Origin of the sequence: Amphritea atlantica (assembly GCA_024397875.1) — a bacterium.
Lineage (GTDB): Bacteria > Pseudomonadota > Gammaproteobacteria > Pseudomonadales > Balneatricaceae > Amphritea > Amphritea atlantica_B.
The window spans coordinates 55397-81014 of record CP073345.1 but is presented as its reverse complement, the minus strand read 5'-3'; the positions used below and the strand labels follow the sequence as shown (position 1 = coordinate 81014).

24 protein-coding genes are annotated in these 25618 nt (G+C 50.5%); 22 read left to right on the top strand and 2 right to left on the bottom strand.

The window, feature by feature from the left end:
* Window positions 1–21 precede the first annotated feature (21 nt).
* The 16 genes from ribF (at window position 22) to thiO (ending at window position 16486) form a co-directional block, all read left to right on the top strand.
* Window positions 22–954: a bifunctional riboflavin kinase/FAD synthetase gene (gene ribF / locus KDX31_19865; protein ID UTW05648.1), complete on the top strand. Its 933-nt coding sequence runs from the start codon at window positions 22–24 to the stop codon at window positions 952–954.
* Window positions 955–992: 38 nt separating this feature from the next.
* Window positions 993–3797: an isoleucine--tRNA ligase gene (ileS, locus tag KDX31_19860; GenBank protein UTW05647.1), complete on the top strand. Its 2805-nt coding sequence runs from the start codon at window positions 993–995 to the stop codon at window positions 3795–3797.
* 10 nt (window positions 3798–3807) lie between these two features.
* Window positions 3808–4302 carry a signal peptidase II gene (gene lspA, locus KDX31_19855; protein ID UTW05646.1) on the top strand — a complete coding sequence of 165 codons (495 nt, stop codon included), beginning with the start codon at window positions 3808–3810 and terminating at the stop codon, window positions 4300–4302.
* A 12-nt stretch (window positions 4303–4314) separates the two neighbouring features.
* Window positions 4315–4770, top strand: a complete 456-nt coding sequence (locus KDX31_19850) for a peptidylprolyl isomerase (protein ID UTW05645.1) — start codon at window positions 4315–4317, stop codon at window positions 4768–4770.
* Between the two features lie 98 nt (window positions 4771–4868).
* Complete coding sequence (gene pilV, locus KDX31_19845; GenBank protein ID UTW05644.1) at window positions 4869–5390, top strand: type IV pilus modification protein PilV; 522 nt, start codon at window positions 4869–4871, stop codon at window positions 5388–5390.
* Window positions 5390–6124, top strand: a complete 735-nt coding sequence (locus tag KDX31_19840; GenBank protein UTW05730.1) for a PilW family protein — start codon at window positions 5390–5392, stop codon at window positions 6122–6124. The genes pilV and KDX31_19840 overlap by 1 nt, the downstream gene beginning before the upstream one ends.
* The gene (locus tag KDX31_19835; GenBank protein UTW05643.1) at window positions 6124–6696 is read left to right on the top strand and encodes a hypothetical protein; all 573 of its coding nucleotides are present in this window, start codon (window positions 6124–6126) and stop codon (window positions 6694–6696) included. The genes KDX31_19840 and KDX31_19835 overlap by 1 nt, the downstream gene beginning before the upstream one ends.
* A 5-nt stretch (window positions 6697–6701) precedes the next feature.
* Window positions 6702–9500 (top strand): VWA domain-containing protein, encoded by a 2799-nt coding sequence (locus tag KDX31_19830; GenBank protein ID UTW05642.1) that lies wholly within the window; start codon window positions 6702–6704, stop codon window positions 9498–9500.
* A complete protein-coding gene (locus tag KDX31_19825) occupies window positions 9500–9928 on the top strand; it encodes a type IV pilin protein (GenBank protein UTW05641.1) in 429 nt (142 codons plus the stop codon). The genes KDX31_19830 and KDX31_19825 overlap by 1 nt, the downstream gene beginning before the upstream one ends.
* 23 nt (window positions 9929–9951) lie before the next feature.
* Window positions 9952–10437, top strand: a complete 486-nt coding sequence (locus tag KDX31_19820) for a GspH/FimT family pseudopilin (protein ID UTW05729.1) — start codon at window positions 9952–9954, stop codon at window positions 10435–10437.
* Between the two features lie 236 nt (window positions 10438–10673).
* Entirely contained in the window at window positions 10674–11072 is a 399-nt protein-coding gene (locus KDX31_19815; protein ID UTW05640.1) for a prepilin-type N-terminal cleavage/methylation domain-containing protein, read from the top strand.
* Window positions 11073–11600: a GspH/FimT family pseudopilin gene (locus tag KDX31_19810; protein UTW05728.1), complete on the top strand. Its 528-nt coding sequence runs from the start codon at window positions 11073–11075 to the stop codon at window positions 11598–11600.
* Window positions 11600–12271, top strand: a complete 672-nt coding sequence (locus tag KDX31_19805) for a prepilin-type N-terminal cleavage/methylation domain-containing protein (protein UTW05639.1) — start codon at window positions 11600–11602, stop codon at window positions 12269–12271. The genes KDX31_19810 and KDX31_19805 overlap by 1 nt, the downstream gene beginning before the upstream one ends.
* The gene (locus tag KDX31_19800) at window positions 12261–13442 is read left to right on the top strand and encodes a hypothetical protein (GenBank protein ID UTW05638.1); all 1182 of its coding nucleotides are present in this window, start codon (window positions 12261–12263) and stop codon (window positions 13440–13442) included. Before KDX31_19805 ends, KDX31_19800 begins: the two co-directional genes overlap by 11 nt.
* Window positions 13443–13486: 44 nt before the next feature.
* Entirely contained in the window at window positions 13487–15193 is a 1707-nt protein-coding gene (locus tag KDX31_19795) for a prepilin-type N-terminal cleavage/methylation domain-containing protein (GenBank protein ID UTW05637.1), read from the top strand.
* 201 nt (window positions 15194–15394) lie between these two features.
* Window positions 15395–16486 (top strand): glycine oxidase ThiO, encoded by a 1092-nt coding sequence (gene thiO / locus KDX31_19790; GenBank protein ID UTW05636.1) that lies wholly within the window; start codon window positions 15395–15397, stop codon window positions 16484–16486.
* Between the two features lie 69 nt (window positions 16487–16555).
* Here the strand turns inward: thiO and nadE are convergent, their stop codons facing one another.
* Both nadE and KDX31_19780 read right to left on the bottom strand, forming a co-directional pair.
* Window positions 16556–17389 carry an ammonia-dependent NAD(+) synthetase gene (gene nadE / locus KDX31_19785; GenBank protein ID UTW05635.1) on the bottom strand — a complete coding sequence of 278 codons (834 nt, stop codon included), beginning with the start codon at window positions 17387–17389 and terminating at the stop codon, window positions 16556–16558.
* A 161-nt stretch (window positions 17390–17550) separates the two neighbouring features.
* Complete coding sequence (locus tag KDX31_19780) at window positions 17551–18483, bottom strand: outer membrane protein assembly factor BamD (protein ID UTW05634.1); 933 nt, start codon at window positions 18481–18483, stop codon at window positions 17551–17553.
* A gap of 188 nt (window positions 18484–18671) precedes the next feature.
* Here KDX31_19780 and rluD point away from each other — a divergent pair, with 188 nt between their 5' ends.
* The 6 genes from rluD (at window position 18672) to clpB (ending at window position 25531) form a co-directional block, all read left to right on the top strand.
* Window positions 18672–19640, top strand: coding sequence for a 23S rRNA pseudouridine(1911/1915/1917) synthase RluD (rluD, locus tag KDX31_19775; protein UTW05633.1), 969 nt, complete (start codon window positions 18672–18674; stop codon window positions 19638–19640).
* On the top strand, window positions 19637–20365 hold the full coding sequence (gene pgeF, locus KDX31_19770) for a peptidoglycan editing factor PgeF (GenBank protein ID UTW05632.1): 729 nt from the start codon (window positions 19637–19639) through the stop codon (window positions 20363–20365). The genes rluD and pgeF overlap by 4 nt, the downstream gene beginning before the upstream one ends.
* An 85-nt stretch (window positions 20366–20450) precedes the next feature.
* Window positions 20451–20678 carry a ferrous iron transport protein A gene (locus tag KDX31_19765; protein ID UTW05631.1) on the top strand — a complete coding sequence of 76 codons (228 nt, stop codon included), beginning with the start codon at window positions 20451–20453 and terminating at the stop codon, window positions 20676–20678.
* A complete protein-coding gene (feoB, locus tag KDX31_19760; GenBank protein ID UTW05630.1) occupies window positions 20678–22633 on the top strand; it encodes a ferrous iron transport protein B in 1956 nt (651 codons plus the stop codon). The genes KDX31_19765 and feoB overlap by 1 nt, the downstream gene beginning before the upstream one ends.
* A gap of 16 nt (window positions 22634–22649) precedes the next feature.
* Complete coding sequence (locus KDX31_19755) at window positions 22650–22808, top strand: hypothetical protein (GenBank protein ID UTW05629.1); 159 nt, start codon at window positions 22650–22652, stop codon at window positions 22806–22808.
* 146 nt (window positions 22809–22954) lie between these two features.
* The gene (clpB, locus tag KDX31_19750) at window positions 22955–25531 is read left to right on the top strand and encodes an ATP-dependent chaperone ClpB (protein UTW05628.1); all 2577 of its coding nucleotides are present in this window, start codon (window positions 22955–22957) and stop codon (window positions 25529–25531) included.
* Window positions 25532–25618: the final 87 nt, after the last annotated feature.

Sequence of the window (25618 nt, the reverse complement as noted above, 5' to 3'; positions counted from 1 at the left end):
TGTTGATGAGATTGAGGTGACATGGAGCTGATTCGGGGTCTGCATAATCTGCGTGACAAGCATAAAGGCTGTGTCGCAACGATCGGCAACTTTGATGGCGTGCATCTGGGTCATCAGCAGGTATTGGCTCAGGTTCTTCGCAAAGGGCGAGAGCTGGGGTTGCCGGCGGTTGTGATTATTTTTGAACCCCAGCCACGAGAGTTTTTTTCCGGTAATCAGGCACCACCCCGCCTGACCCGTTTTGATGAAAAGGTTCGCTTACTCAAGGCAAATGGCGTGGACCGGGTGCTATGCCTGACCTTCAACGAGCGTTTGCGGACCATGAGTGCCGACCAGTTTGTCGATGAGTTGTTGTTAAAGGGACTGTCGGTGAGGCATTTTGTCGTGGGTGATGACTTCCGTTTTGGTTGTGATCGCAGTGGCGACTACAACATGCTGCGACATAGCGGTGAACGTTATGGCTTCAGTGTGGTTAACACCGAGACCTTTGATGTGGACGGCGAACGGGTCAGCAGTACCCGGATCCGGGCGGCGCTGCAGAGCAATGACCTGGTTCTGGCTGAACGGTTGTTAGGCCGGCCTTACCGGGTGACCGGGCGGGTTATGCATGGCCAGCAATTAGGGCGCACCATCGGCGTCCCCACGGCAAATATACGGATGCATCGTTTCCACTGCCCGCTGAACGGTGTATATGCAGTGACAGTGACGGGTAAGAATCTGTCTGCTGAAGGGGTGGCTAATGTAGGCATGCGCCCGACGGTAAATGGTAAACAGCCAGTGCTGGAAGCGCATCTGTTTGATCTGGACTGTGACCTTTACGGTCAGTTGCTGAGTGTGGAATTTAAAGCCTTTATCCGTCCTGAAAAGAAGTTTGAGGGGCTGGAAAAACTGAAACAACAGATAGAAAACGATATTAAACAGGTCAGAAATTACTTTCTGACAGGTGCCTTGTAAGCAGGGCCAAAATTAGATGATCCAGAAGCGATACGACAATGACCGATTATAAACCGACCCTGAACTTACCGAATACTAAGTTCCCGATGCGCGGCAATCTGGCTCAGAAAGAGCCTCAGATGCTGAAACAGTGGCAGAAGATGGATCTGTACCAGAAGATTCGCGAAGTCTGCGCAGGTCGTGAGAAATTTATCCTGCATGATGGGCCTCCCTATGCGAACGGCGATATCCATATCGGTCATGCGGTGAACAAGATTCTGAAGGATATAATCGTTAAGTCCCGTACCATAGCTGGCTTTGATGCCCCTTATGTGCCGGGCTGGGACTGCCATGGTCTGCCGATTGAGCATAATGTTGAGAAAAAGATTGGCAAAGCCGGTGTGAAAGTCTCATACGGCGATTTCCGTAAAAAGTGCCGTGAATATGCTTCTCGTCAGGTGGAAGGTCAGAAGAAAGACTTTATCCGTCTGGGCGTACTGGGTGACTGGGAAAACCCATATCTGACCATGAACTTCGCAACCGAAGCCAACATTATCCGGGCGTTGGGTAAAATCACCGAAAACGGTCACTTGGTGAAAGGCTACAAGCCGGTTTACTGGAGCGTTGTGGGCGGTTCTGCTTTGGCAGAAGCGGAAGTGGAGTATCAGGATAAAACATCACTGGCAATCGATGTGCGTTTTGCGCCGGTTGACCCGGATGCATTCCTCAGTTGCTTTGAGGATCTTTCGGGAGAGGGCGAGGCCAGTGTGGTGATCTGGACCACAACTCCCTGGACATTGCCTGCTAACCAGGCGGTATCACTCAATGCTGAACTGGACTATGTGCTGGTGCAGGTGGGGGGGGAACGGTTGCTGATCGCTGAGGCTTTGGTGGAAGATACGCTGCAGCGTTACGGAATCGAAGCGCATAAGATCGTCGGTCGCTGTAAAGGTGAGGCGCTGGAGCATCAGCAGCTGCAGCATCCGTTCTATGACCGACAGGTACCGGTCATTCTGGGTGATCATGTTACTACCGAAGCGGGGACCGGGGCCGTGCATACCGCGCCAGATCACGGTGTGGAAGACTTTAATGTGGGGCGTGTTTACGGTATCGGAACCCTGAATCTGGTTGGCCCAGATGGTGTTTATACTGAGCATGCCGGTGAATTTGCCGGACAGCATGTCTACAAAGTAGAGGATGCCATTGTAGCGGCGCTGGAGGCCAATGACCGGCTGATTCTGAAAAAGCCTTTCAGCCATAGTTATCCACACTGCTGGCGGACCAAAACCCCCTTGATTTACCGTGCTACGCCACAGTGGTTTATCAGCATGGAAGAGAAAGGCCTGAAGCGCGATGCGCTGGAAGCGATTAAGCAGGTTGAGTGGTTCCCGGGCTGGGGTCAGAACCGTATTGAATCGATGGTAGAGCAGAGCCCTGACTGGTGTATCTCCCGTCAGCGGACCTGGGGTGTGCCGATCGCCCTGTTTGTTAATAAGACAACGGCTGAGCTGCATCCTGAAACTCCGCGCCTGATCGAAGAGGTCGCGCTACGTGTGGAAAAAACCGGTATTGATGCCTGGTTTGATCTTGATGCCAGCGAACTGCTGGGTGATGAAGCGGATCAGTATGAAAAAGTTCTTGATACCCTGGATGTCTGGTTTGACTCCGGTGTGACTCATTACTCCGTGCTGGACCGGACGGAAGGTCTGCAGTTTCCTGCCAATATGTATCTGGAAGGTTCTGACCAGCATCGTGGCTGGTTCCAGTCTTCACTGAAGACCAGTATCGCTATCAAGGGCTGTGCGCCATACAAGCAGGTGCTGACTCACGGCTTTACCGTTGACGGTGATGGCAGAAAGATGTCCAAGTCGGTGGGTAACGTTGTCTCTCCGCAGGAAGTGATGAATAAGTACGGCGCTGATATTTTGCGTCTGTGGGTTGCTTCAACCGATTTCAGCTCTGAGATGACAGTCTCTGATGAAATTCTCAAACGTACTGCTGATGCTTACCGCCGGATCCGCAACACGGCCCGCTTCCTGCTGGCCAACCTGGATGGTTTTAACCCGGAAACGGATATGCTGGCGCCTGCAGATATGGTGGCGCTGGATCGCTGGGCGGTGGATCGTGCTGCCCGTCTTCAGGATGAGTTGACCGGTCATTATGACCAGTACCAGATGCTGCAAGTGTATCAGAAGGTTTCTCACTTCTGTTCGCTGGATCTGGGTGGCTTCTACCTGGATATTATTAAGGACCGCCAGTATACGGCTAAGGGCGATTCTGTTGCCCGTCGTTCCTGTCAGACGGCCCTCTATCATATTATCGAAGCGATGGTACGCTGGATCGCGCCAATCCTCAGCTTTACGGCGGACGAGATCTGGAGTGAGCTGCCTGGTGAGCGCGCTGAGTCTGTACAGCTGGCAACCTGGTACACCGATCTGGCGAAGCTGGATGGGGCGGCAGAGCTGGGGCGTGATTACTGGCAGCAGATACTTGCGGTGAAGACCGCCGTTAACAAAGAGCTTGAAAACCAGCGTAATGCCGGCCATATCGGTGGCAGTCTTGAAGCGGAGGTGACTCTGTATTGTGTCCCTGAGCTGCAGGCTCAGCTGGAAAAGCTTGAGGATGAGCTGCGCTTTGTATTGATCACGTCTAAAGCTGCTGTCCGGTCTGCGGACGACGCGACAGACGCGGTTGCAACCGAACTTCAGGGGCTGAGTGTCTCCGTGGTTAAGAGCAGCCAGGCAAAGTGTGGTCGCTGCTGGCACCATCGTGAAGATGTGGGTAATCATGCTGAGCATGAGGATCTCTGCGAACGTTGCGTAGATAATGTCGCCGGTGATGGTGAACAGCGTCGCTTTGCATAAGGTCGGTTTGATGGTAAAGCCCCGTACAGCACTGAGCTGGCTCTGGCTGGTAGTGGTGGTTATCGCGCTGGATCTGTTTACCAAATATCAGGCCAGCACGTTGCTACCCTATGGCGTTCCGCATCCTCAATTACCGGTCTTTGACCTGACGTTACTGCATAATACCGGTGCCGCATTCAGTTTTCTGGCTCAGGCCGGAGGCTGGCAGCGCTGGTTTTTTGCCCTGATTGCGATTGTTGTCAGTACCGTCCTGCTGATATGGATGGCCCGTACTTCATATCAGCAGCGCTGGCTGGGCATTGGTCTGGCGCTGGTGTTGGGTGGTGCACTGGGAAATTTGTATGACCGGGTTGTGCAGGGCTATGTGATCGACTTTATCTCGCTGCACTATAATGGCTATTACTTTCCGGCGTTTAATCTGGCGGATACGGCCATTACAATCGGTGCAGGCATGCTGATTATCGATATGTTATGGTTCTCTGAAACCAGTCATAAATCCAAATAAAGGTCTGCATTTATGTCAGAATTTAATTCACCAGGGGCGACACACCAGACAATAGCGCCTGATGCTAAGGTAACCCTCCATTTTGCTATTAAGCTGGAAGATGGTCAGGTGGTTGATTCTAATTTTGAAGCAAATCCAGCCACTTTTGTTGTCGGTGATGGTCAGCTGCTCGATGGCTTTGAAAACGCACTGTTAGGCATGCAGGCTGGCGATGAAGCGGTAATCGATATACTGCCGGAGCAGGGTTTTGGCATGTCCAACCCAAATAATATGCAACGTATCCCCCGTAAGCAGTTCGGTGATATGGCCTTAGAAAAAGGCTTGGTAATTTCTTTTGCTGATGCATCTGATGGCGAGTTACCCGGCATGGTCGCTGAGTTTGATGAACGGATGGTCACGGTCGACTTTAACCACCCGCTGGCGGGTAAAAATCTTAAATTTGAAGTTAAGATTCTCTCGGTTGAATAGCCGGGTACTGCTGCAGAACAAGAAAGTCTGCTGATAACTGGCACGTTTCATTTTCTTTGACTATCTTACATCTACTCTAATACAACACGGATGTTGTAATGAACGGACAAGGATGTGAATCTCCCTTCACCGCTTTTGCTCGCCACGTCTGGCGGCCTGAGTCGGCTAATATTTCTCTGTGCTCATCTGAGCAAGGCACTACCCTGATTGAGGTGTTGGTGACGTTGGTGCTTGTCACTATCGGGCTGGCGGGCATGATGGCCATGCAGGCGCGTGGTATACAACAAAATCAAAGTGCTTATCTGCGAACCCAGGCAATTACGCTGGCCAATGATATGGCTGACCGGATACGGCTCAACAGGCAGGCCGGGCTGACTGATGACTATGCATTAACGCTCAGTCAGGAGGCCACGGATTTCTCTGCTGAGGCTATCAGTGATAGCAGCAAAAAGCTGGCTTACTCTGATCTGAATGGCTGGCTTAACTGGCTCAGTACTATTCTTCCCGAAGGTGATGCTGAAATTAAGCGAGCCGGGCAACGTATCATTATTGTGATCCGTTGGAATGCCCGCCGGGATTCGGGTGGACTCTCGAGCTATCAGCATGAGGTTGATCTGTGATGGGGTCGGCAATACACCTTAAGCGTTCTCAGTCGGGTTTCTCAATGGTTGAGCTGATGGTCTCAACCGTTATTGGTTTGCTGCTTACCGCGGCGATGCTGGCGGCTTTTGTTGCTTCGGCGAAAACTTATCAGATCCAGGATGCCATGGCAGAGGTACAGGAAGGCGGTCGCTACGCATCGAATATCCTGCTTAAAGACCTGCGTCAAAGTGGAGCAAAGGCTTTCGGCGGGGTATTGATTGAGGGGGTAGAAAATGATGCCAAAAAAATCAACTCTTTTGAGATTTCTCACGCTAATAACGCGCTGGTCATCCTCCAGGATAATGTACGTAGTGAGATTGTTTACCTTCCAGGCCTTAAGACAGCAAGTTCTGAGGGACGCGCCTACTACATTGGCTATTCATCAGGCGGCGTGCCCTCGCTATACAGAAATAATCAACCTCTGGTTGAAGGTGTGACAGGGCTGGTGATGGAGTATGGCGTTGACAGTGATGCTGATCAGTTGGTGGACAGCTATCGCAGAATCAGTGATATGTCCGCATCGGATTGGAGCGAAGTGATCAGCGCCCGTTTTTATCTTTTGATGCGCAGTTCGGGCAGTGGAGTGACGGATAAATCTCAGGTGCTGCCTGCACCCTTTGATGCTTTGGATACATCTGACCGGCGACTGTATCAGGTGTATACAGCGACAGCGCTGATAAGAAATGCGCTGGCAGTCAAAGGAGCGGACTGATGATCAGCATAACAGGCATCGACAACACCCAGCGGGGTGCAACACTGGTGGTTGCGTTGACTCTGTTGCTGGTGATGACGTTGATGGCAACGACTTCGCTGCAGAGCAATGTACTGCAATCGAGAATGGCTGCCAATCTTCAGGATCAGACCGTGGCGTTTGAAGCGAGTGAAACGGTACTGCTGTATGCAGAAATGTGGCTTGCGGCTTTGAAAGTTGCACCGGAACTCACGGATTATGATAGCTGGAACTCAGGTGATACAGCTTTTATCTTCGATAGTCGCAACAGTTCTGCGTTGCAGCAACAATTGGCTCATCTCGGTTCAGTGAATAACTGGATAGACAGAGCTAAGCCAGCCAGCGATTTTAATCCAGTCCATGTGGCCCGGACTCATGAGCAACCCAGAGTCAGTTTCGAGGTCATCGATTTTTCAGCGGATGATAAAACCCTGGGGTATCTGTATGGTCAGGGGCGGGGGGTGGTAACGTTCCGGCTGTATGGCCGCAGTACCGGGGTAACAGGTAATAGCGAAGTGGTACTTATCAGCGAGTACCGCAAGCGCTTCAGGTGATTGCGATGGACAAAACAGGGATGTTGAAGGTGGTTTGTCTTACTGTGGTTTTCAGCGGGCCGGCGGTTTCAGCTGAATATACCATCAGTAACATACCTATTGGTGCTGCAGAAGTGGCTGCACCGAATGTGATGATTCTGCTGGATACTTCGACGAGTATGGATGACCCTCCTGAGGGGCAGGCCGGTGGAAAGACAAAGATAGAACAGGCAAAAAAGGCGGCAAAGGCTGTTATTGAGTCTGCTAATGCCGTTAGGCTGGGGTTGGCGAGCTTCAACTTCGAACAGGGCGGTAAAATTGATCGTACCTGTGGTAGTCGTCAGGCAGATCTGTCGTCAACGCTTAATGGATATCAGGCGGATAACCGGACGCCCATATCTGAAGCGTATTATGAGGTTACCCGCTATTTCAGAGGGATGCGCGGGCATTTCTCTCACGTTTCCAATAATTATACCGCTCCGATTATCAATCAATGCCAGAAGAACTTCACTATCGTGATTACGGATGGCTTGCCGCGCAAGGATGGCGATTTTAGTGCCCTCAGTGATTCTGATGCAGGAAATGAACTACCAAACTGGGATGCAGGTGATGATGACAGGAAAGCACTGATAGACGGAAGCGGGCAGGCCTATTATGGGCCTCCGGATGAGTGGTATTACCTCGATGATCTGGCCAAATTCGCCTGGGACACTGATCTGAGTGATCTGCCTGGGGTGCAGAATATGCACACCTATACGATCGGTTTTGATCTCAATTCTCCTATGCTTAATGATGCTGCCGTTCAGGGTCATGGCGAGTACTTTACCGCGGGTAATGAAGATGCGTTGCTGGCCTCGCTGAAACGGGTGTCTGTTGATAGCACCCCTCAAGTGTTCAGTGACGCACAGCTGAGTTCGAACAGAGGGTCTATCTCCAGTGGCCTGAATATCTATCAGGCAAGTTACAATACTGACGGCTGGAGCGGCGAACTGTCGGCTTTCAGTACGGCTATCAATGCTCAGAGCGGTCTTCTGCAGGTCAGCGATACCCCGCTCTGGAGAGCCTCTTCTGTAATACCGGATGCTGATAGTCGGGTGATTATCACAAACCGTGAATCAACGGGGCTCGGGTTTCGCTGGGACTATTTTTCAGTCAGCGAACAGGAGGCGTTATTTAATAACAGCTCATCGCTGGTTGAATATCTTAGAGGCATCGATATGGCCGGTTATCGTAGCCGTCAGAACCTGCTGGGGGATATTATTCACTCGAATCCGGTCTATGTCGGTCCACCCCAGAATTTTAACAGTACCTCTTCCTATCGGGTGTTTAAACAGGCCAGCGCAGATCGTGAACCGATCATCTATGTGGGGGCTAATGACGGTATGCTGCATGGTTTTCGCGCCTCGGATGGTCAAGAGGTGCTGGCCTACATTCCCTCTGCCCTGCATTCCAGACTTCAGAACCTGGCGAGTACCCACTATCAGCACCTGTACTATGTGGATGGCACTCCGACAGTGCAGGATGTTTATATCAATGGTCAGTGGCGAACCATGCTTGCCGGAGGCCTTAACGGCGGTGGTCAGGGGATTTATGTCCTGGATGTAACGGATCCCGATCGGTTTAGTGAGGCTGAAGCGGACAAAATATTTCATTGGGAGTTCAGGGATAGCGACGATGCAGATATGGGATATAGCTATGCCCGTCCGGCAATTGTCAAACTGAAGGACGGTAACTGGTATGTTGTTTTTGGCAACGGTTATAACGCCACTGAAGCGGATAGTAGCAGGAGTACGTCCGGGGATGCGGTGATCTATCTGGTAGATCTGGCAACAGGTCAGAGGGTGATCAAACTCTCAACCGATACCGGCTTTGATGAAGCACCGGCTGATCTGAACAGGCCCAATGGTATGTCGACTCTGACCCCAGTGAGCGCTGATGGCTCTATAGTTGATCTGATTTACGGTGGCGACCTCTACGGTAATATCTGGAAGTTTGACCTGTCAGACAGTGATCCGGCTAACTGGGAACTGGCTTATAAACTGTTTCAGGCCTGTCGCCGTTCAATACTGGGCAGTCCCTGCGCTGTCAGTGATATGCAGCCGGTTTCCTCCCGGCTGGCGGTGTCTGAAGACCCGCTGGGACGTAACATGGTTTTTTTTGGTACTGGCAGGGATTTAGAAATAGCGGATAAGTCCGATATGAGTGTGCAGACCTTTTATGGTGTGGTTGATAAAGGTTCTGAGGTCACGGGTGGCCGGTCACAGTTGTTACAACAGGCGATCTATTATCAGGGTCATCATGACTTTGACGGAGTCAGCCGCAACCTGCGTCTGACGACCAATAATCAGTTAACAAATGCTCAGGCGGGCTGGTTTATCGATCTGAAAATACCCGATGGCCATGATGACTGGCTGCCGTTGGGTGAGCGGGTGCTTAACCCTCCGACCCTCAGGGACCACCGGGTTCTGTTTTCTTCTCACACCTATGCATCTGATTCTTGTCAGGCGGGCGTAGAAGGCTGGACGATGGAGCTGGATAAGCGCTCGGGTAGTCGCTTCACCTATGTAACCATTGATAATAACCGTGATGGCAAGTACGACGATGATGATAAGGTTACTGATGCGAATGGCGATAAGATAAATGCTTCAGGGCAGCAGCGGGGTAATGGTGCCGGAGAGCTGATTCTTATGGGTGATGGTGAGGATCAGATAATCAGTCCCGCTACCGAGGATGAACAACCAAAGCCGGATGAGGCTGACAGGCGGCAAAGAGACCCTGATACAACAGGCCGTTCCAGCTGGCGATATATGCAGGAGCGGGGCTGATGAACCCTCAATTGAAAAGGCGGGGATTCACCCTTATCGAGCTGCTGATCGCGGTTGCTATCATGGGTATCCTGTCCGCTCTCGTCTATCCATCCTATATCAATTATATCCAGAGTGGTTGGCGTGAGTCTGCCAGACTCTGCCTGCTGGATATGGCGCAACAGCTGGAAAGGAAGTATGCAGCGGATCTGGCCTATAGCGGACGGGGTGATCTGGATGGCGATGGGAAGGATGATCTGCTGACTACCGGCTGTGCGTCTGAAGGGGAGATGCCATCCCGCTATCGGTTTCAGGGAGATATAACCCTGTTCCGTTTGCAGGCGGTGCCGCGTGGGGCCCAGTTTGCAGACCGGTGTGGTCAGTTGGGTATCGATCTGCAAGGACAAAAAACCGCATCTGGCACTTCGGGTGTTCAGGAGTGTTGGTGATCACATAGAAAAGGGAGAGCGATATGGATGGTCGCACAGAAACAGGCGTCACGCTGATCGAACTTATGGTGACATTAAGTGTGCTCGCGATCCTGCTAGCCGTCGGCGTACCCTCACTGGCGGGTTTGGTCAGATCACAGAAGCTTGATTCCACGGTACAGCTATTAAAAGACAGCTATAGTCAGGCCCGTTACGAAGCGGTTACCCGGCAGCAATCAGTTATCCTTTGTCCTCTGGATATAGGGAGTAACCGTTGTGGTAACCGCTGGAATGAAGGGGTGCTCAGTTATCTTGATCTGGATGGTGATAATCGGTATGACCCGTTTCAGGACACCCGGCTACGCCAGAATGAGTTTCCTGAGGGTGTTGGGGTCGCTTATGGAAAGCGTCTGCAGATACAACTAAGCTCCAAGGGCACAACGGCAGATACCGGAATCTTCAAAGTGAGCATTTCTGGAGAGGAAAAACGCTTGGTGGTTTCCAGTATGGGGCGCATCAGACACGGCTGACTCGGACTATCCCTGTGAAAATAAGATTTAAATCAGTTACAGAGGCCGCTAATTTGGTTTAATCTTATTCATTTCTTACAACTGTTTGACTTTAAGTAACTGTTTTGGGTACACAGCTGCTTCGCTATGCATATGTATTGCCTAAAATATGATCATATGCTGTAGTCAACGAACCACTATAATGGCGTTGCCTGTCAACAGAAGTAAACGCTTTTAAGTCTGGAGGGAGTATAGTCTTGTACAAACAGAGTGGCTTTACATTAATAGAATTAATGATAGTAGTGGTTATCGTCGGTATTTTGGTGACGATTGCATATCCTTCATATACGTCCTTTGTACAAAAAAGTCGCCGGGGAGATGCGATTGCCAGCCTGGCTGACTTCAGAGTTGAACAGGAAAAATGGAGAGCCAATAATATTTCCTATACGACTTCAGCGGCTGATCTGGGTTTGTCGGGCTCATCGAAGGATGGTTATTACGACATGACTATCGTATCGGCAGGTGCTTCTACATATCAGGTGACTGCAGCTCCAACCGGTGTTCAAAGTTCGGATAGCTGTAATACCTTTTCTATTGACGAAAATGGTCCGGATTATTCAGGTGGCTATGCTGATGCGGATTGCTGGGAGCGGTAGATGTCATCCAGGAAATTCAGTCAGGGACTAACCGTAATTGAGCTTATGATCACTTTGGTGGTCATAGGTGTGCTGGCGGCTATTGCAGCACCTAGCTTTAGCGGATTTATGAAAAAATCTAAGTTAACGGGCGCGGCTGAAAAAGTGTTTTCTCAATTGCAGTATGCCAGGAGCGAATCGATCGCTAGCGGAAAAGATATCTTTGTGAGCTTTAAGGACACAGGAGCGGTCGGCTGGTGTATGGGAGTCAGTGATTTAACATCTTGTGACTGCTCAGCATCCTTAGCATCGTGCACCATCAATGGTGTCCAGGCTAGATCTTTTAATAGTGCTGATTATCCTGAAATAGTCCTGTCGACCGACTTTACTGGTGATGATACAGGATTTGTTGCACCGAGGTCAGTTGCCTTAGAAACGGGTACGGTGACGCTTACTTTACCCGCCTACGGGACTGTAGAAGTAAGAATGAATATTTTGGGCAGAATGCGACTATGCTCTGATACGCTGAACAATTATGCGGGGTGCTGATGATGCATAAGTCTTATCGATCAGGGGAATACGGATTTACGCTGATTGAGTTAATGATTGGCTTATTAATTGGTTTAATCGTTCTTTCAGGAGCGACCTATATTTTTCTTATCACGGTAAAAAGTAGCCGGGATGTGATGTACAGCGCCAGGTTAAATCAGGAGTTAGCCGCCGCAGTATCGATTATTGCAGGCGATATGCGTAGAGCTGGAGCGTGGCGGCAGGTGGCAGGTAACTCATCACCTTATAGTGATATTGGTATGGATTTTAAGGTTGTCAGCGGTGCTAACTGTGTCCTGTATAACTATGATGCAGATGGGAGTGGAGCCATAGGAACTACTGAGTATCATGGAGTGAGACTGCTAAACTCAGTTTTGGAGCTTAAAAGTTCTGGAACCGATATGAGTAACTGCACTTCTGGTCAGTGGGACCCTATTACGGATGATAATTTTATGACAATAACCGAGGCAACGTTTCTCGATCAATCTGTTTGTACCGTTATAACGTCTACAACATCGAGTGCTGCTTGTCCTGCGGCGGTTGGAACGGATGAAGTGCGCTCTGTAAGAGAGCTGGATTTTACTATATCCGCAGAGGTCAAAAATGATACCAGCTGGAAAAAAACGGTACAGGAATCTGTAAGAATCAGGAATGACTTTTATGCTCACTGATATGTTACTGAAAAAGAAAACGCTGTGTTTTAAACAGCAACAGGGGGCCGCTACGCTTGTCGTGGCTGTTGTGCTTTTAGTGATCGTTTTAGGTATCTCCTTTTTCACCGCTGAAGTCGTTATTTCCGAAAAGAAAGTTACCGCCAATGTGTATCGAGCTAAGCAAGCCTTTCATGCGGCTCAGGCCGGGATTGATTATGGCATAGCCTACTCACGAGAAGGTTTTGATCAGGATGGGGACTCAGTTCTGGATCTGACCATTGCATCCGGTGCAGAAAGAACAGCCTCTGTCGGTAGTGCAACCTATACCGTGAGTTTTTTGGATGTCAGCAGCGATGCCGATATGGCATTGGTTGAAGTAAGTTCCGTTGGCTTTAGTGATGATGAGCAGATTCAACGGACAATTTCTATTCTGATCGGGGAAGTGCCTTTGGTGCCTAATCCCCCGGATTTGCCTATTGTGGCCAGAGGATATGTCAACGCGACAGGTAACCTGAATGTCTATAATGTTTTCTCGAATCTGAATATCTGGTCTGGTACCACTGTCAGCTCGTGGGGATCTGCTGATACTTATATCCGGGATCCAGACTGGGATAATAGTGGTGATTGGGATGGTAGCACTGATTTGAGTGCCTACCTGGATAGTAAAGGGCTGGATCAGTCTGATGTTGATACTATTCAGAGTACGACTAAAAATACCCGGGGACCGGATGTTATAGACGGCGATGCAAATCTTGATACGGCTACTGAGGATGAGTTTACCGAAAACTTTTTTGGACGAACGCTTGCAGAGTTAGTCAGCCTTGCGAATCTGAGTATGACGGCTTCTGAGCTGAGTGCTGCGGATTCTGATGATATTAAAGGAAAGTTAATCTATCTGTCCGATGCGAAAATTAACGGAGGCACGATTGGGACGCCAACGGATCCTGTGATTCTTGTCGCGGATAGTCCTCTGTCAATCAGTGGTGGTCCCCAAATCTATGGTGTAATCATTGCTAACAGCGTTGATAAGGTTGTGGGTACGGCGGATATTTTTGGTGGTATTGTCTCGGAAAATGCACTGGACATGGGGTCTGGTACAGCCAATGTTTATTATGATGAAAATGTAGTAAATAACCTTGATAAGATTAATACCAAAGAGGTTGTGCGTGGTAGTTGGCGAGATTGGTAATGGTTCTTCTTACAAGGGTTAACCAAAGAATAGGGAATGGCTTTATGCGTACTTATATAAAAAAAGAGTCTGGCTTTACCTTAATTGAGGCTCTTGTTGCTTTCCTTATCATCGTTGTTGGGTTGGCGGGTGCGGCCCTGTTTCAAAGTGAACTGATTACAGAAAGTGGCGCGTCTAAATCAAGGGCTGTTGCCATCGCACTCGCAGAAAAGGAGCTGGAAGAGCAAAGAGCGCTCTTAACTGACACCCAGTATGCCGATCTGGAAACCATTGTGTCTGGCGCAGTGCCTGTTGTGCACGCAGTCACCGTCGGTAATGCGGTATATGATGTTTCTTTTTCTGCAACGAAAGTCTCTTCTGGTACAACTGAGGCGCACTACCTGTTAACCGCCAGTGTTGATTGGGATGATGCTAAGGGCGTGACGGATTCGGTCTCGCTTAGCACGCTGTTATCAGATAATCGCCCAGAGAACTCTCTGGATAATAGTGAGCAAGCGGGGAGTACGGGTTCTAATCCGAATGTCGGGCAGATAGAAAGGCCCAGTGGTGCTGCGGTGGCTATTGCCAGGGTGACAACTGAAGAGGCGAAGACCGATACGGCAATAGGCGATTATGTAGAGCTTGGTGATGAGAAATTTGGGATTAAGGTGGGAGAGTGCGACGATGGCACTTGTGACATCGTGGTGTCAGTTATCAAACGAATTAATTCAGATAGTCCCATATTTAAAGTAACCGGGAATATATATTTTCATGATGACCCGGATAATACTTTTGAAACCGTAGAGGCCGCTCCGAATGTATTAACGTCTGAAGGTGGTGGTTGTGCCGTTTATGAGATAGCCTCTCAAGCCGCTTACACCTGCCTGTTTGGCGAGGGCTGGTATGGCACAATATCCTTAATTCTACCCTTGGAGAATAACGGTAAGCCTGCCGATACAGTGTGTTTGTCACCAAGAGCGTATAAATACTATCGCGTAGATCCCGACACAGTCTCAGGTAGTATTGATTCAGATGATATTATCGGTCAATCTGGATTGGTTCGGTTTACCACGGATGCCGGGGATGGCCCTTATCTTGCCACTTCTGATGCGGCACCTGGGCTGGGGTATTATTATCTGTATGATCAGGTGAATACGGATACCAAGCTACTCGCTGTTCCCGCAATTAATGATCCAGCAAACTATTCAGGAAATATTGAAAATCAGCACTTTGTGGTCACCGATGATACGGGTAATGATTCAGATGACAAGTATGACATATGTATTCAGGATGGCGGGGCAAATGCGGAAGCTCTGTTCTCGCACACAGATTCTGATGTGCCATCAAGTTATCCTGATTTAAGCCAGGATAATTATAGTTATACCTATGTGTCCGGGGCCTCTATTACGGTTGAGATACCGGATGATGAAATCGTCATTGGGTATGTGAATAAAGCCTATGAGGTTTCCGGAAGTGTTGATGTAACGGGGGTTACGGGTACCGCCGAAGAGCTTAAAGACGAACTTGAAGTGGGCATGTCACCTCTGCCTGACTATGCTCAAAAATGTGTTCTTGAGGTTGTTGGAGATCAGCTGTTTGATTATAGCTGCTTCGTTGATTACAACTGGGAAGGTACCGTTTCCATGTCGGTAGCCAGTGGGGCGGCATTAACGGTAAGTTTTTCTCCTCCTGAATATAAGTTTTCTGACTTAGGGCCTTATCCAAGGGTTACAGGTGATGTTACGGGCAAGGACTTTACTGTGACAGAGTAAATCTGACAGTATTCTTAAATGAAATGTATGAAAAACGCGCGCTTAGCGCGTTTTTCATCGCATGATGATACGTGTGAATCTGTGTGCTTGAATTAGCAAAAGGACACTGATGATTACAATGCAGTCTTGTATCGCAGCGGGTGATTGTCGATATGAAATCTGAGCTTTTGACCCTTAATCTTTTGAGGAAATCTATAGTAGATGTCTGACTACCTGATTATTGGAGCAGGCGTGATCGGTATGCTGACTGCCAGAGAATTGGCGCAGTCGGGTGCGGATATTACGCTGGTGGATATGAATAACTGTGCGCAGGAAGCATCCTGGGCGGGCGGCGGCATTGTTTCACCACTCTATCCCTGGCGCTATTCTGATCCCGTGACGGCGCTGGCGACCTGGTCACAGACCAGTTATATCCACCTGGCGCAACAGTTACTGGAAGAGACCGGTCTGGATCCTGAACTTCGCCAGAAAGGGATGTTTATGGTCGGTGTGGATGATGCCGATGAGGCGCTGGCCTGGGGACGCCGCTATCAGAAACCGATGGAGCAGGTCGGGGCTGATTTTATTTACCAGAAAGAACCCGGTCTGGCGCCTGGTTTAGACTCTGCACTCTGGATGCCCGAGGTTGCCAGTATCCGTAACCCTCGTTTGGGTCGTTCCTTGCGTCGCAGCATGGAGGTCACCCCTAATATCAACCTGATAGAACAGGCCCGGGTCGAGGCGTTGCTGGTTGATAATTATGCTGTGACCGGTGTGCGTTTAGCTGATCGTGTGTTACATGGCGATACAGTCATTATTGCCGCAGGCGCCTGGAGTGGCGACCTGCTTGCGCCACTGGAGGTTGAGCTGCCGGTCGAGCCGGTCAAAGGGCAGATGATGCTGTTTAAGGCCCCGGTCGGATTGATTAACCGGGTGGTGCTGATGCAGGGACGCTATCTGATTCCCCGTAATGATGGCCGTATCCTTGTGGGCAGCACACTGGAGCGGGTTGGCTTCGATAAGCAGGCCACGGCTGACGCGAAAGCGTCGCTGTATCAAACGGCACTGGATATTTGTCCGCGGCTGCAGCAGTATGAACTGGAGCACCACTGGGCCGGTTTGCGTCCGGGTTCACCTGAAGGTGTTCCCTATATTGGTGCTGTGCCTGGGTATGACAATCTATATCTGAATGCCGGACATTTTCGTAACGGGCTGGTGCTGGCTCCGGCATCAACCCGCTTGCTGGCCGATATTTTGCTGGATCGTCCGCCTGTGATCAATCCGCACCCCTATGAGCTGCATGGACGGCTATAACGTCAGCCGGTGAAAACCTGATATAGCAAAAAAGGCCTCTGAAGAGGCCTTTTTTGCTATGCTTTACTATTAATCATATATCGTTGGGGTTGGCTGTCGTTTGTGATGGGTGCGGCAGTAGATCCCGATCAACTTCGCTTCGACTTCAGGGCTGACAGGTCTGCCTTCGAGGAAGTCATCAATCTGATCGTAGGTTAGCCCCAGTGCTACCTCATCTGCCAGTTGCGGTGTATCGCATTCCAGATCGGCGGTCGGTGTTTTATGGGTCAGCTGTTCCGGTGCGCCCAGTGCGTCGGCCACGGCTCTGACCTGACGTTTGTTCAGACCAAACAACGGTGCGAGGTCACAGGCTCCGTCGCCATGCTTGGTGTAAAATCCGGTGATATTTTCGGCGGAATGATCGGTGCCTAAGACCAGTCCGCCCAGCAGACCGGCAATCTCATACTGGATCGCCATGCGGATACGGGCTTTGACATTGCCTTTGGAGAAATCGATATGGGCAGGGCTGCCAGCATCCAGACCCGCGGCATTCAGTGCGCTGAGTGTTGCTGTGTGAACACCGTCGGCACCCGGCTGAACATTTGCTGTGACGCATGCTGAAGGTGAGATAAAGGCGACAGCCATTTGCGCGTCCGCTTCATCCTGCTGAGTGCTGTAAGGCAGACGTGCTGCGATAAATCGGTAACTATCACCGCCTTTTTCCTGGTTGAGCTGCTCAACGGAAAGTTGTGCCAGGCGGCCGCAGGTGGTCGAGTCAACGCCGCCGCTGATTCCCAGGACCAGATGTTTGCAACCACTGGTCAGCAGAATTTGCTTAATGAAATCTATACGGCGTTGAATCTCTGCTGCGGTATCGATCTGCGGCTGAACCTGCATCGCAGCGATAATTGAAGCTCTGTCCATTGTTAACTCTCGTGGTCTTTTACTGGGTCTACTATTTATTCTAAGTGAAAAGAGCGGAGGCTGTGAAGTGATTTTCAGTGACTCTTTGTCCCCGCGCTATGATGGGCGGCAATCAGATATAAAAAAGGCGCCGATCGGCGCCTTGAAAAGAATTGGTGTCGTTATTTGTCGCTCTCTTCTTCGCTGTCGAAGATACCGAAAGTCAGGCGGCTGAACCATGAGCGCTCCTGTTGAGCTTTTGGTTTAGCCGACGTTTGTTGAACCGGTGCGGGTGTTTCGTTACTTCCCAACAGACCGAAAGTTGCTGTGCTTAACAAAGACTCCTTTTTCGCCAGCTGTATATTGGACTGATAGTCGGGGAAGTTGGCATCCAGTACCGCCTGAGAGTCAGCGGCCAGATCAGTCATGCCTAGCTCATTGTAAGCCAGCACCATGACCGAAAGTGCATCAGGTACAGCAGGGGTCTGCTGATAATTTTCAACCACATACCGGCCCCGGTTAGCCGCAGCGACCCAGGCTTCACGTTTGACATAGTAGCGTGCCACATGCATCTCGTGAGTCGCCAGTCGGTTCTTCAGGTAGGTCATGCGCTTCTGTGCATCAGGCGCGTACTCGCTGTTTGGAAAGCGCGATACCAGTTGCTGGAAACTCTGGAATGACTCCAGTGCACTGCCGGGGTCCCGCTGGGTTTCATCGATCGGCAAATACTTCTCGAAGAAGGTCCGGTCTTTTTCGAAGGCGGTCAGGCCTTTAAGGTAGAGAGCATAGTCCAGGTTTTCATGGTTAGGGTTCAAACGGATAAAACGGTCTGCTGTTGCCCGAGCCGCTTCCGGTTCATAATTCTTATGATAAGCATAGATCAATTCCAGTTGGGCCTGATCGGAGAACCGGCCGAACGGGTAGCGTGCCTCCAGCAGCTGCAGCTTTTCAATCGCGGCAACGTAGTTTGCACTTTCCAGCCTGTCCAGGGCTTCCTGGTAGAGCTGCTGTTCTGGAACATCCGGAGCCTCTTTTTCGTCACCACCACCAAACCATGAACAGCCAGATGCAATCAGAGTGATCGAAACAATTGCGAGCAACTTTGCCAGGCGCATAAACATTTATCCTGCTATAAGTGAGAGTTTCCCGTTCGTTAACAGCGGCTACTGTTTGTTTCGGGTATACTGTGCAAAATTAATTCGGCCTATTTAACCATAACCGGATGGCAAGCCAAAGCGTCTCTGCGTTTTCCTTGCGATATAAAGACTATATTTTCTTAATTATTCCGAGACTTAGATAAATCATGACTGAGAAGGTTCAACTTAGTGCAACAGTTTCCGATGATCTGATTGGTAAACGATTAGATCAGGCTGTCGCCGAACTTTTCCCCGATTACTCCCGTTCACGAATGCAGGGCTGGATTAAGGATGGCCAACTGACCGTCGATGGTGAAGTTAAACGGCCCCGGGATAAGCTGCAGGGCGGCGAGTTGCTGACGATTGCAGCAGAGCTGGACGTTATTGATCAGTACAAAGCGGTAGAGATGCCACTGAATATCATCTTCGAAGATGACGATATTATGATTATCAATAAGCCAGCAGGCCTGGTTGTTCATCCGGCTGCGGGTCACTGGGATGATACGCTGCTCAATGGGTTGTTGCATTATTATCCGGCCATAGCGCAGGTGCCACGTGCAGGTATTGTCCATCGGCTGGATATGGACACTACCGGGCTAATGGTGGTTGCCAAAACAATTCAGGCTCAGACAGAACTGGTGTCGCAGTTGCAGGATCGTTCGATGGGTCGCGAGTATGAAGCGGTTGTTGGCGGTGTAATGACCGGTGGTGGTACCGTTGAGGAGCCTTTGGGCCGTCATTCACGTAATCGGCAGAAGATGGCGGTGGTGGGTGTCGGTAAAGAAGCGATTACGCATTATCGGGTGCTGAAGAAGTTTCGTGCCCATACCCATATTCGTCTGAAACTTGAAACCGGCCGGACTCACCAGATCCGCGTACATATGTCCTATATTAATTACCCTCTGGTCGGCGACCAGCTGTACGGCGGACGTTTCCGTCTGCCCAAAGGTGTTAGCCCGCAACTGCTGGAAAAATTAAAAGGCTTTAAACGCCAGGCACTGCATGCAAAAAGATTAGAGCTGTTTCATCCATCCACCGGTGAGCTGATGGCCTGGGAAGTGGATCTGCCCGATGATATGCAGAGTCTGCTTAAGAGCCTTAAGCGAGATGCCGATCATCACGAGATCGAGCAGTGAAACTGATTACTGCAAACTGGCCGGCACCTGATCACATCAGTGCTTTTACAACCACCCGGTTAGGCGGATGCAGTAAGGGCGTTTATGGTTCATTCAATCTTGGGGATCATGTTGGTGATGCCCCTCACCTGGTCAGTGCGAACCGGCAGTTGTTGTCTGATCAGTTTAAGTTTCTGAAGCAACCCCAATGGCTTTCTCAGGTGCACGGTACAAATCTGATTAAAGCAAATCCAAACGGTTTAGTGGTTGAGGCAGATGCTTGCTGGTCAGATGAGACCGGGCAACCCTGTGTAATCATGACGGCGGATTGCCTGCCGGTTTTTTTTACCGATAAACAGGGGGAGCGTGTTGCAGTGGCGCATGCTGGCTGGCGCGGCCTGCTGGATGGTGTGCTTGAACAGGCTCTCTCTGTCTTCCCCGATCCCTCGGAAGTGCTGGTTTGGTTTGGGCCCGCTATCGGCCCTCTGGCATTTGAAGTGGGCGATGAGGTGAAGCAGCAGTTTTGTGATCAGATGCAAGCGTCAGAAACGGCTTTTTGTTCAACGCTGAGTGCCGGAAAGTGGATGGCTGACATCTATAAGCTTGCCCGGTTGCGTCTTAACGAGGCGGGAGTGCAGAGTATCTCTGGCGGTGAGTACTGTACTTTCTCTCAGTCTGAACTCTTCTACTCATACCGTCGCGATGGCGTGACGGGGCGGATGGCGAGTGTGATCTGGATTAATTGATCTGCGTCAACGAACACTATTGCAGCATCTTGATTGATTTTGATTACCATATAATAATGGTTCTCATTAACTTTGAGGTGTTCCGATGACCCTGATAGAACTGAAGGCCCGTCAACAGGCAAAAATTAAGGCGATTGCCGGACCAGAGACCTTGCGTCAGCGTCTTGTTGCTCTGGGCGTATTAACAGGGTCACAGGTTTCGGTTGCTGCAACCTCTCTGTTGGGCAATCCACGGATATACTGCATCGGGAAGCAGCAGGTCTGCCTGCGAAGTGCAGAGGCGGGGCATATCGAGGTGGAGTTGCCGTCCTGATGTCTGATGTAAAAGCCTCATATACGATTGCGCTTATCGGTAACCCTAACTGTGGTAAGACCTCGCTTTTTAACCAATTAACCGGAGCACGGCAGCGTACCGGGAATATGGCCGGGGTGACTGTTACCAGCCGGGAAGGCCATAAGGCGTGGCGCGGTGTTGATTTTCACTTTATCGACCTGCCGGGTATCTATTCGCTGGCGAACAGTCGGGTTGAGGAGAGGGTTGCCCGTGACTACCTCATCGATACTCCTCCGGATCTGATTCTGAATGTTGTTGATGCCAATAACTTGGCCCGGAATCTGGCGCTGACCAGTCAGTTGCTGGAACAGGGGTTGCCGCTAGTGATTGCGCTGAATATGCTGGATGAGCTGGAGAAGCAGGGAGGCAATGTTGAGCTGGCAGAGCTGAGTCTTGGGCTGGCAAAGCCGGTGATCGGTAGCGATGGTCGTAATAACCGCGGTATCGAACAATTGATGGATATGTTGCTGGATAGTATCGATCAGCCATGTGAACCGCTTCTGATTACCTATGAACCCCATCTGGAGCAGGCTATTCATGCTCTTGAGCAAGCAGGCTTACGCCGCTGGGAATCTGTCAGATGGCTGGAATCAGCCGGTGAGGGGCTAGCGCTTGTCGAGAATGATCAGGTACAGGTGGGTCGCAAGGCGCTTGATCTGCTTGCCGGCCGCCATGAGCAATCCCCGGCAGAGATGGTGGCTGAGGGGCGTTATGGTTATATTCATGGGTTGCTGCATAAGTGCAGTAGTGAGCATCGGGATCAGTCAGCGGCAGACCACTGGCTTGATCGCATTGCTCTGAATCGCTGGTTAGGTCTTCCCGTTTTTGTTCTCTTGCTCTGGCTAATGTTTGAAGCCACCTTTACGCTGGGCAGTTATCCTGCCGACTGGATTGATGCCGGTGTCAGTTGGGTCGGTCAGCAGGTGGGCGCCATTCTGCCGGAGTCACTGTTGCGAAATCTGCTGGTGGAGGGACTGATTGCCGGCGTTGGTGGGGTGTTGGTGTTTCTGCCGAATGTGGTGTTGCTATTCTTTTTTATCGCCTTGCTGGAGCAAAGTGGCTATATGGCCCGGGCAGCTTTCCTGACTGACAACCTGATGAGTAAAGTGGGGCTGCATGGTAAAGCGTTTGTACCACTGGTGATGGGCTTTGGTTGCAATGTCCCGGCGATAATGTCCGCCCGCACAATCGAGGAACCCCGGGCACGACTGATCACAATTCTGATTAACCCGTTCATGAGTTGTTCTGCCCGGCTGCCGGTGTATGTGTTGCTGGCGGGAATCTTTTTTACCGATCATGCCGGGACAGTATTGTTCGGGCTTTATATGCTGGGGATTCTGGTCGCGTTTGCGATTGCTGCGTTGCTGGCCCGGACCATTTCCGAGCAGCATGATGAGACATTTATTATGGAGTTGCCACCATGGCGGTTTCCCTCTTCACGCTCAATGCTGCTTCATGTCTGGGATAAGGCTGGTGATTTCCTGCGTAAAATCGGGGGTGTCATTCTGGTAGGGTCGATTCTGATCTGGTTGCTGCAGAGTTTTCCTCAGCAGGGTGCTCCCTGGCTGGAACAGCTGGGTCACTTCGTTGCACCGTTGTTCGCCCCGATGGGGTTTGGCTGGCAGGAAACCGTTGCGCTGCTCTCCGGCTTTATCGCCAAAGAGGTCATCGCGGCATCGCTGGTGGTTGTCTATCAAACCGATATGAATGATATGGCCGGATTGCAGGCTGCGCTGGGGAGTGCACTGGCTCCGGCTTCCGGTCTGGCACTGATGGTATTTACTCTGCTCTATATGCCTTGCCTTGCCACCATCGCCACCATTCGCAGAGAGACCGGAAGCTGGCGCTGGGCGGGTGTGTCTATCCTGATGGGGCTGGTATTAGCCTGGCTTGGGGCATGGCTTGTCTATACTCTGGCTTCACTATGGATTTAGTTATAAAGGTACATGTATGACACTGTTTGACTGGGTAGTGCTTGTCGCCGTAGTTGCGCTTGTGGGTCTGTGGTTCGGTCGCTATCTCTACCTTACCTTCAATAAGAAATGTAGTGGCGGTGGATGCAGTAATTGCTCCGGTTGTGATGTTAATAACCGATCCTCTTCGGAATAATAGCCTAATACATAAGCAAATACTGATATAAGCTTGAAATCCTCCTGATTTACCCATACTTACATAAGGTAGTAAGAACTCAGAACCCGTCGTCCGCTTTAATGGAAGCTCACAACCGGCAGGGTTAACAGGATCAGGAGGGGATAATGCAACCCGAACGTTTTACCAGTAAATTACAATCAGCCCTCGGGGATGCTCAGTCCCTTGCTGTCGGCAAAGATCATAACTATATAGAACCCGTTCATCTGCTGCTGGCGCTGTTAGATCAGCAGGGTGGTTCTGTCAGGCCTCTGTTGGCTCAGTCAGGAGCCGATGCTAATCAGCTACGCGCTGCTGTTCATCAGATGTTTAGTGAACTACCGCAGGTTTCAGACCATGACGGTGAGCTGCGCTTTTCGCCGAATATGGGCAAATTATTCAATCTGACCGATAAGCTGGCTCAGCAGCGGGGCGATCAGTATATTGCCAGTGAGCTTTTTGTTCTGGCAATGCTGGATGACAAGAGCGGTGTAGGTAAACTGCTGAGTCAGGCGGGTGTTACAAAGCAGAAACTGGAGCAGGCGATTAATCAGATGCGCGGAGGAGAAGGCGTGAATGATCCTAATGCGGAAGAAACCCGTCAGGCACTCGATAAATTCACGATTGATCTGACTGAGCGTGCTGAGTCTGGCAAGCTGGATCCGGTGATTGGCCGTGATGATGAGATTCGCCGTACCATTCAGGTTCTGCAGCGCCGGACTAAAAATAATCCGGTATTGATTGGTGAGCCGGGAGTGGGTAAGACTGCGATCGTTGAAGGTCTGGCTCAGCGAATTATAAACGGTGAAGTGCCGGAAGGACTGAAGAATAAGAAGGTGCTTTCCCTGGATATGGGGGCGCTGATTGCCGGGGCTAAATTCCGTGGCGAGTTTGAGGAGCGTCTTAAAGGGGTGCTTAATGAGCTGGCCAAGCAGGAAGGTCAGGTGATTCTCTTTATCGATGAGTTGCATACAATGGTGGGGGCCGGTAAAGGCGAAGGCTCAATGGATGCCGGTAATATGCTTAAGCCAGCACTGGCCCGGGGCGAACTCCACTGTGTGGGTGCCACTACACTGGATGAATACCGGAAGTATGTAGAGAAAGATGCAGCACTGGAGCGTCGCTTCCAGAAAGTGCTGGTGGATGAACCAAGCGAAGAAGATACCATTGCGATACTGCGTGGTTTGAAAGAGCGTTATGAGATTCATCACGGTGTTGATATTACAGACTCCGCTATTATTGCGGCGGCTAAGCTGTCACAGCGTTATATTACGGATCGCCAGCTGCCGGATAAGGCGATCGATCTGATCGATGAGGCAGGTAGTCGTATCCGTATGGAGATTGATTCCAAGCCTGAGAGTATGGACCGTCTTGAGCGACGTTTGATTCAACTGAAAATGGAACGTGAAGCGCTCAAGAAAGAGAAAGATCAGGCGGCTATTAAACGATTGGAAGAGCTGCAAACCAATATTGAAGCGGTAGAGAAAGAGTATTCAGATCTTGAAGAGATCTGGAAAGCAGAGAAGGTTATGCTGCAGGGATCTCAGCAGATCAAGGAAAAGCTGGAGCAGGCGCGTACTGAATTAGAGCAGGTAACCCGGACAGGTGATCTGAGCCGTATGTCTGAACTGCAATATGGCGTTATCCCTGAGCTTGAAAAGCAGTTGCAGGCTGCGGCGGATGTTGAAGATCAGCCTCAGCAGAATCAGCTGCTGCGTAACCGGGTTGGTGAAGAGGAGGTCGCCGAAGTCGTGTCAAAATGGACCGGTATTCCGGTATCAAAGATGCTGGAAGGCGAGCGTGAAAAGCTCCTGCGTATGGAAGATGCGCTGCATAAGCAGGTGATCGGTCAGCAGGAGGCTGTTCTGGCGGTATCCAATGCCGTACGCCGGTCCCGTGCCGGGCTGGCAGATCCTAACCGGCCTAATGGTTCGTTCCTGTTTCTGGGACCAACCGGCGTAGGTAAGACCGAACTCTGTAAAGCACTGGCAGGCTTCCTGTTTGATACCGAAGAAGCGATGGTGCGGATCGATATGTCTGAGTTTATGGAGAAGCATTCTGTTGCAAGACTTATTGGAGCGCCTCCGGGATATGTTGGCTATGAAGAGGGTGGTTATCTGACCGAGGCCGTCCGGCGTAAACCTTATTCTGTTTTGTTACTGGATGAAGTGGAAAAAGCACACCCGGATGTATTTAATATCCTGTTGCAGGTGCTGGAAGATGGTCGACTGACCGATGGGCAGGGACGTACTGTGGATTTCCGCAATACCATAGTGGTGATGACATCTAACCTGGGTTCAGATCTGATTCAGAATTTCAGTGATGATGAGGATTATGAGCTGATGAAAGCTTCAGTCATGGACGTTGTGGGTAATCACTTCCGTCCTGAAGTGATCAACCGTATCGATGAAGTGGTGGTATTTCATAGTCTGCGTAAAGAGCAGGTTCGGGGTATTGCCGAGATTCAGCTTAATCGTCTGCGTCAGCGTCTGACCGAACGGGAGCTGACACTGACTCTAACATCAACCGCCATGGATAAGCTGGTCGATGTTGGCTTCGAGCCGATTTATGGTGCGCGTCCACTGAAGCGGGCAATTCAGCAGTGGATAGAAAACCCACTGGCGCAGGAGCTACTGGCGGGTAAATATCTCCCGGGATCAGAGATCGGAGTAGATGTCGAAGCCGGGAAGTTTACTTTTCGGTGAAAAGCAGAGGCTAGACGCGACTTCGTCGCTTGCTAGTGGCTAGAACGGAAACTGCGTTTCCTCGCTAGAAAAGCAAAGCAAAATATA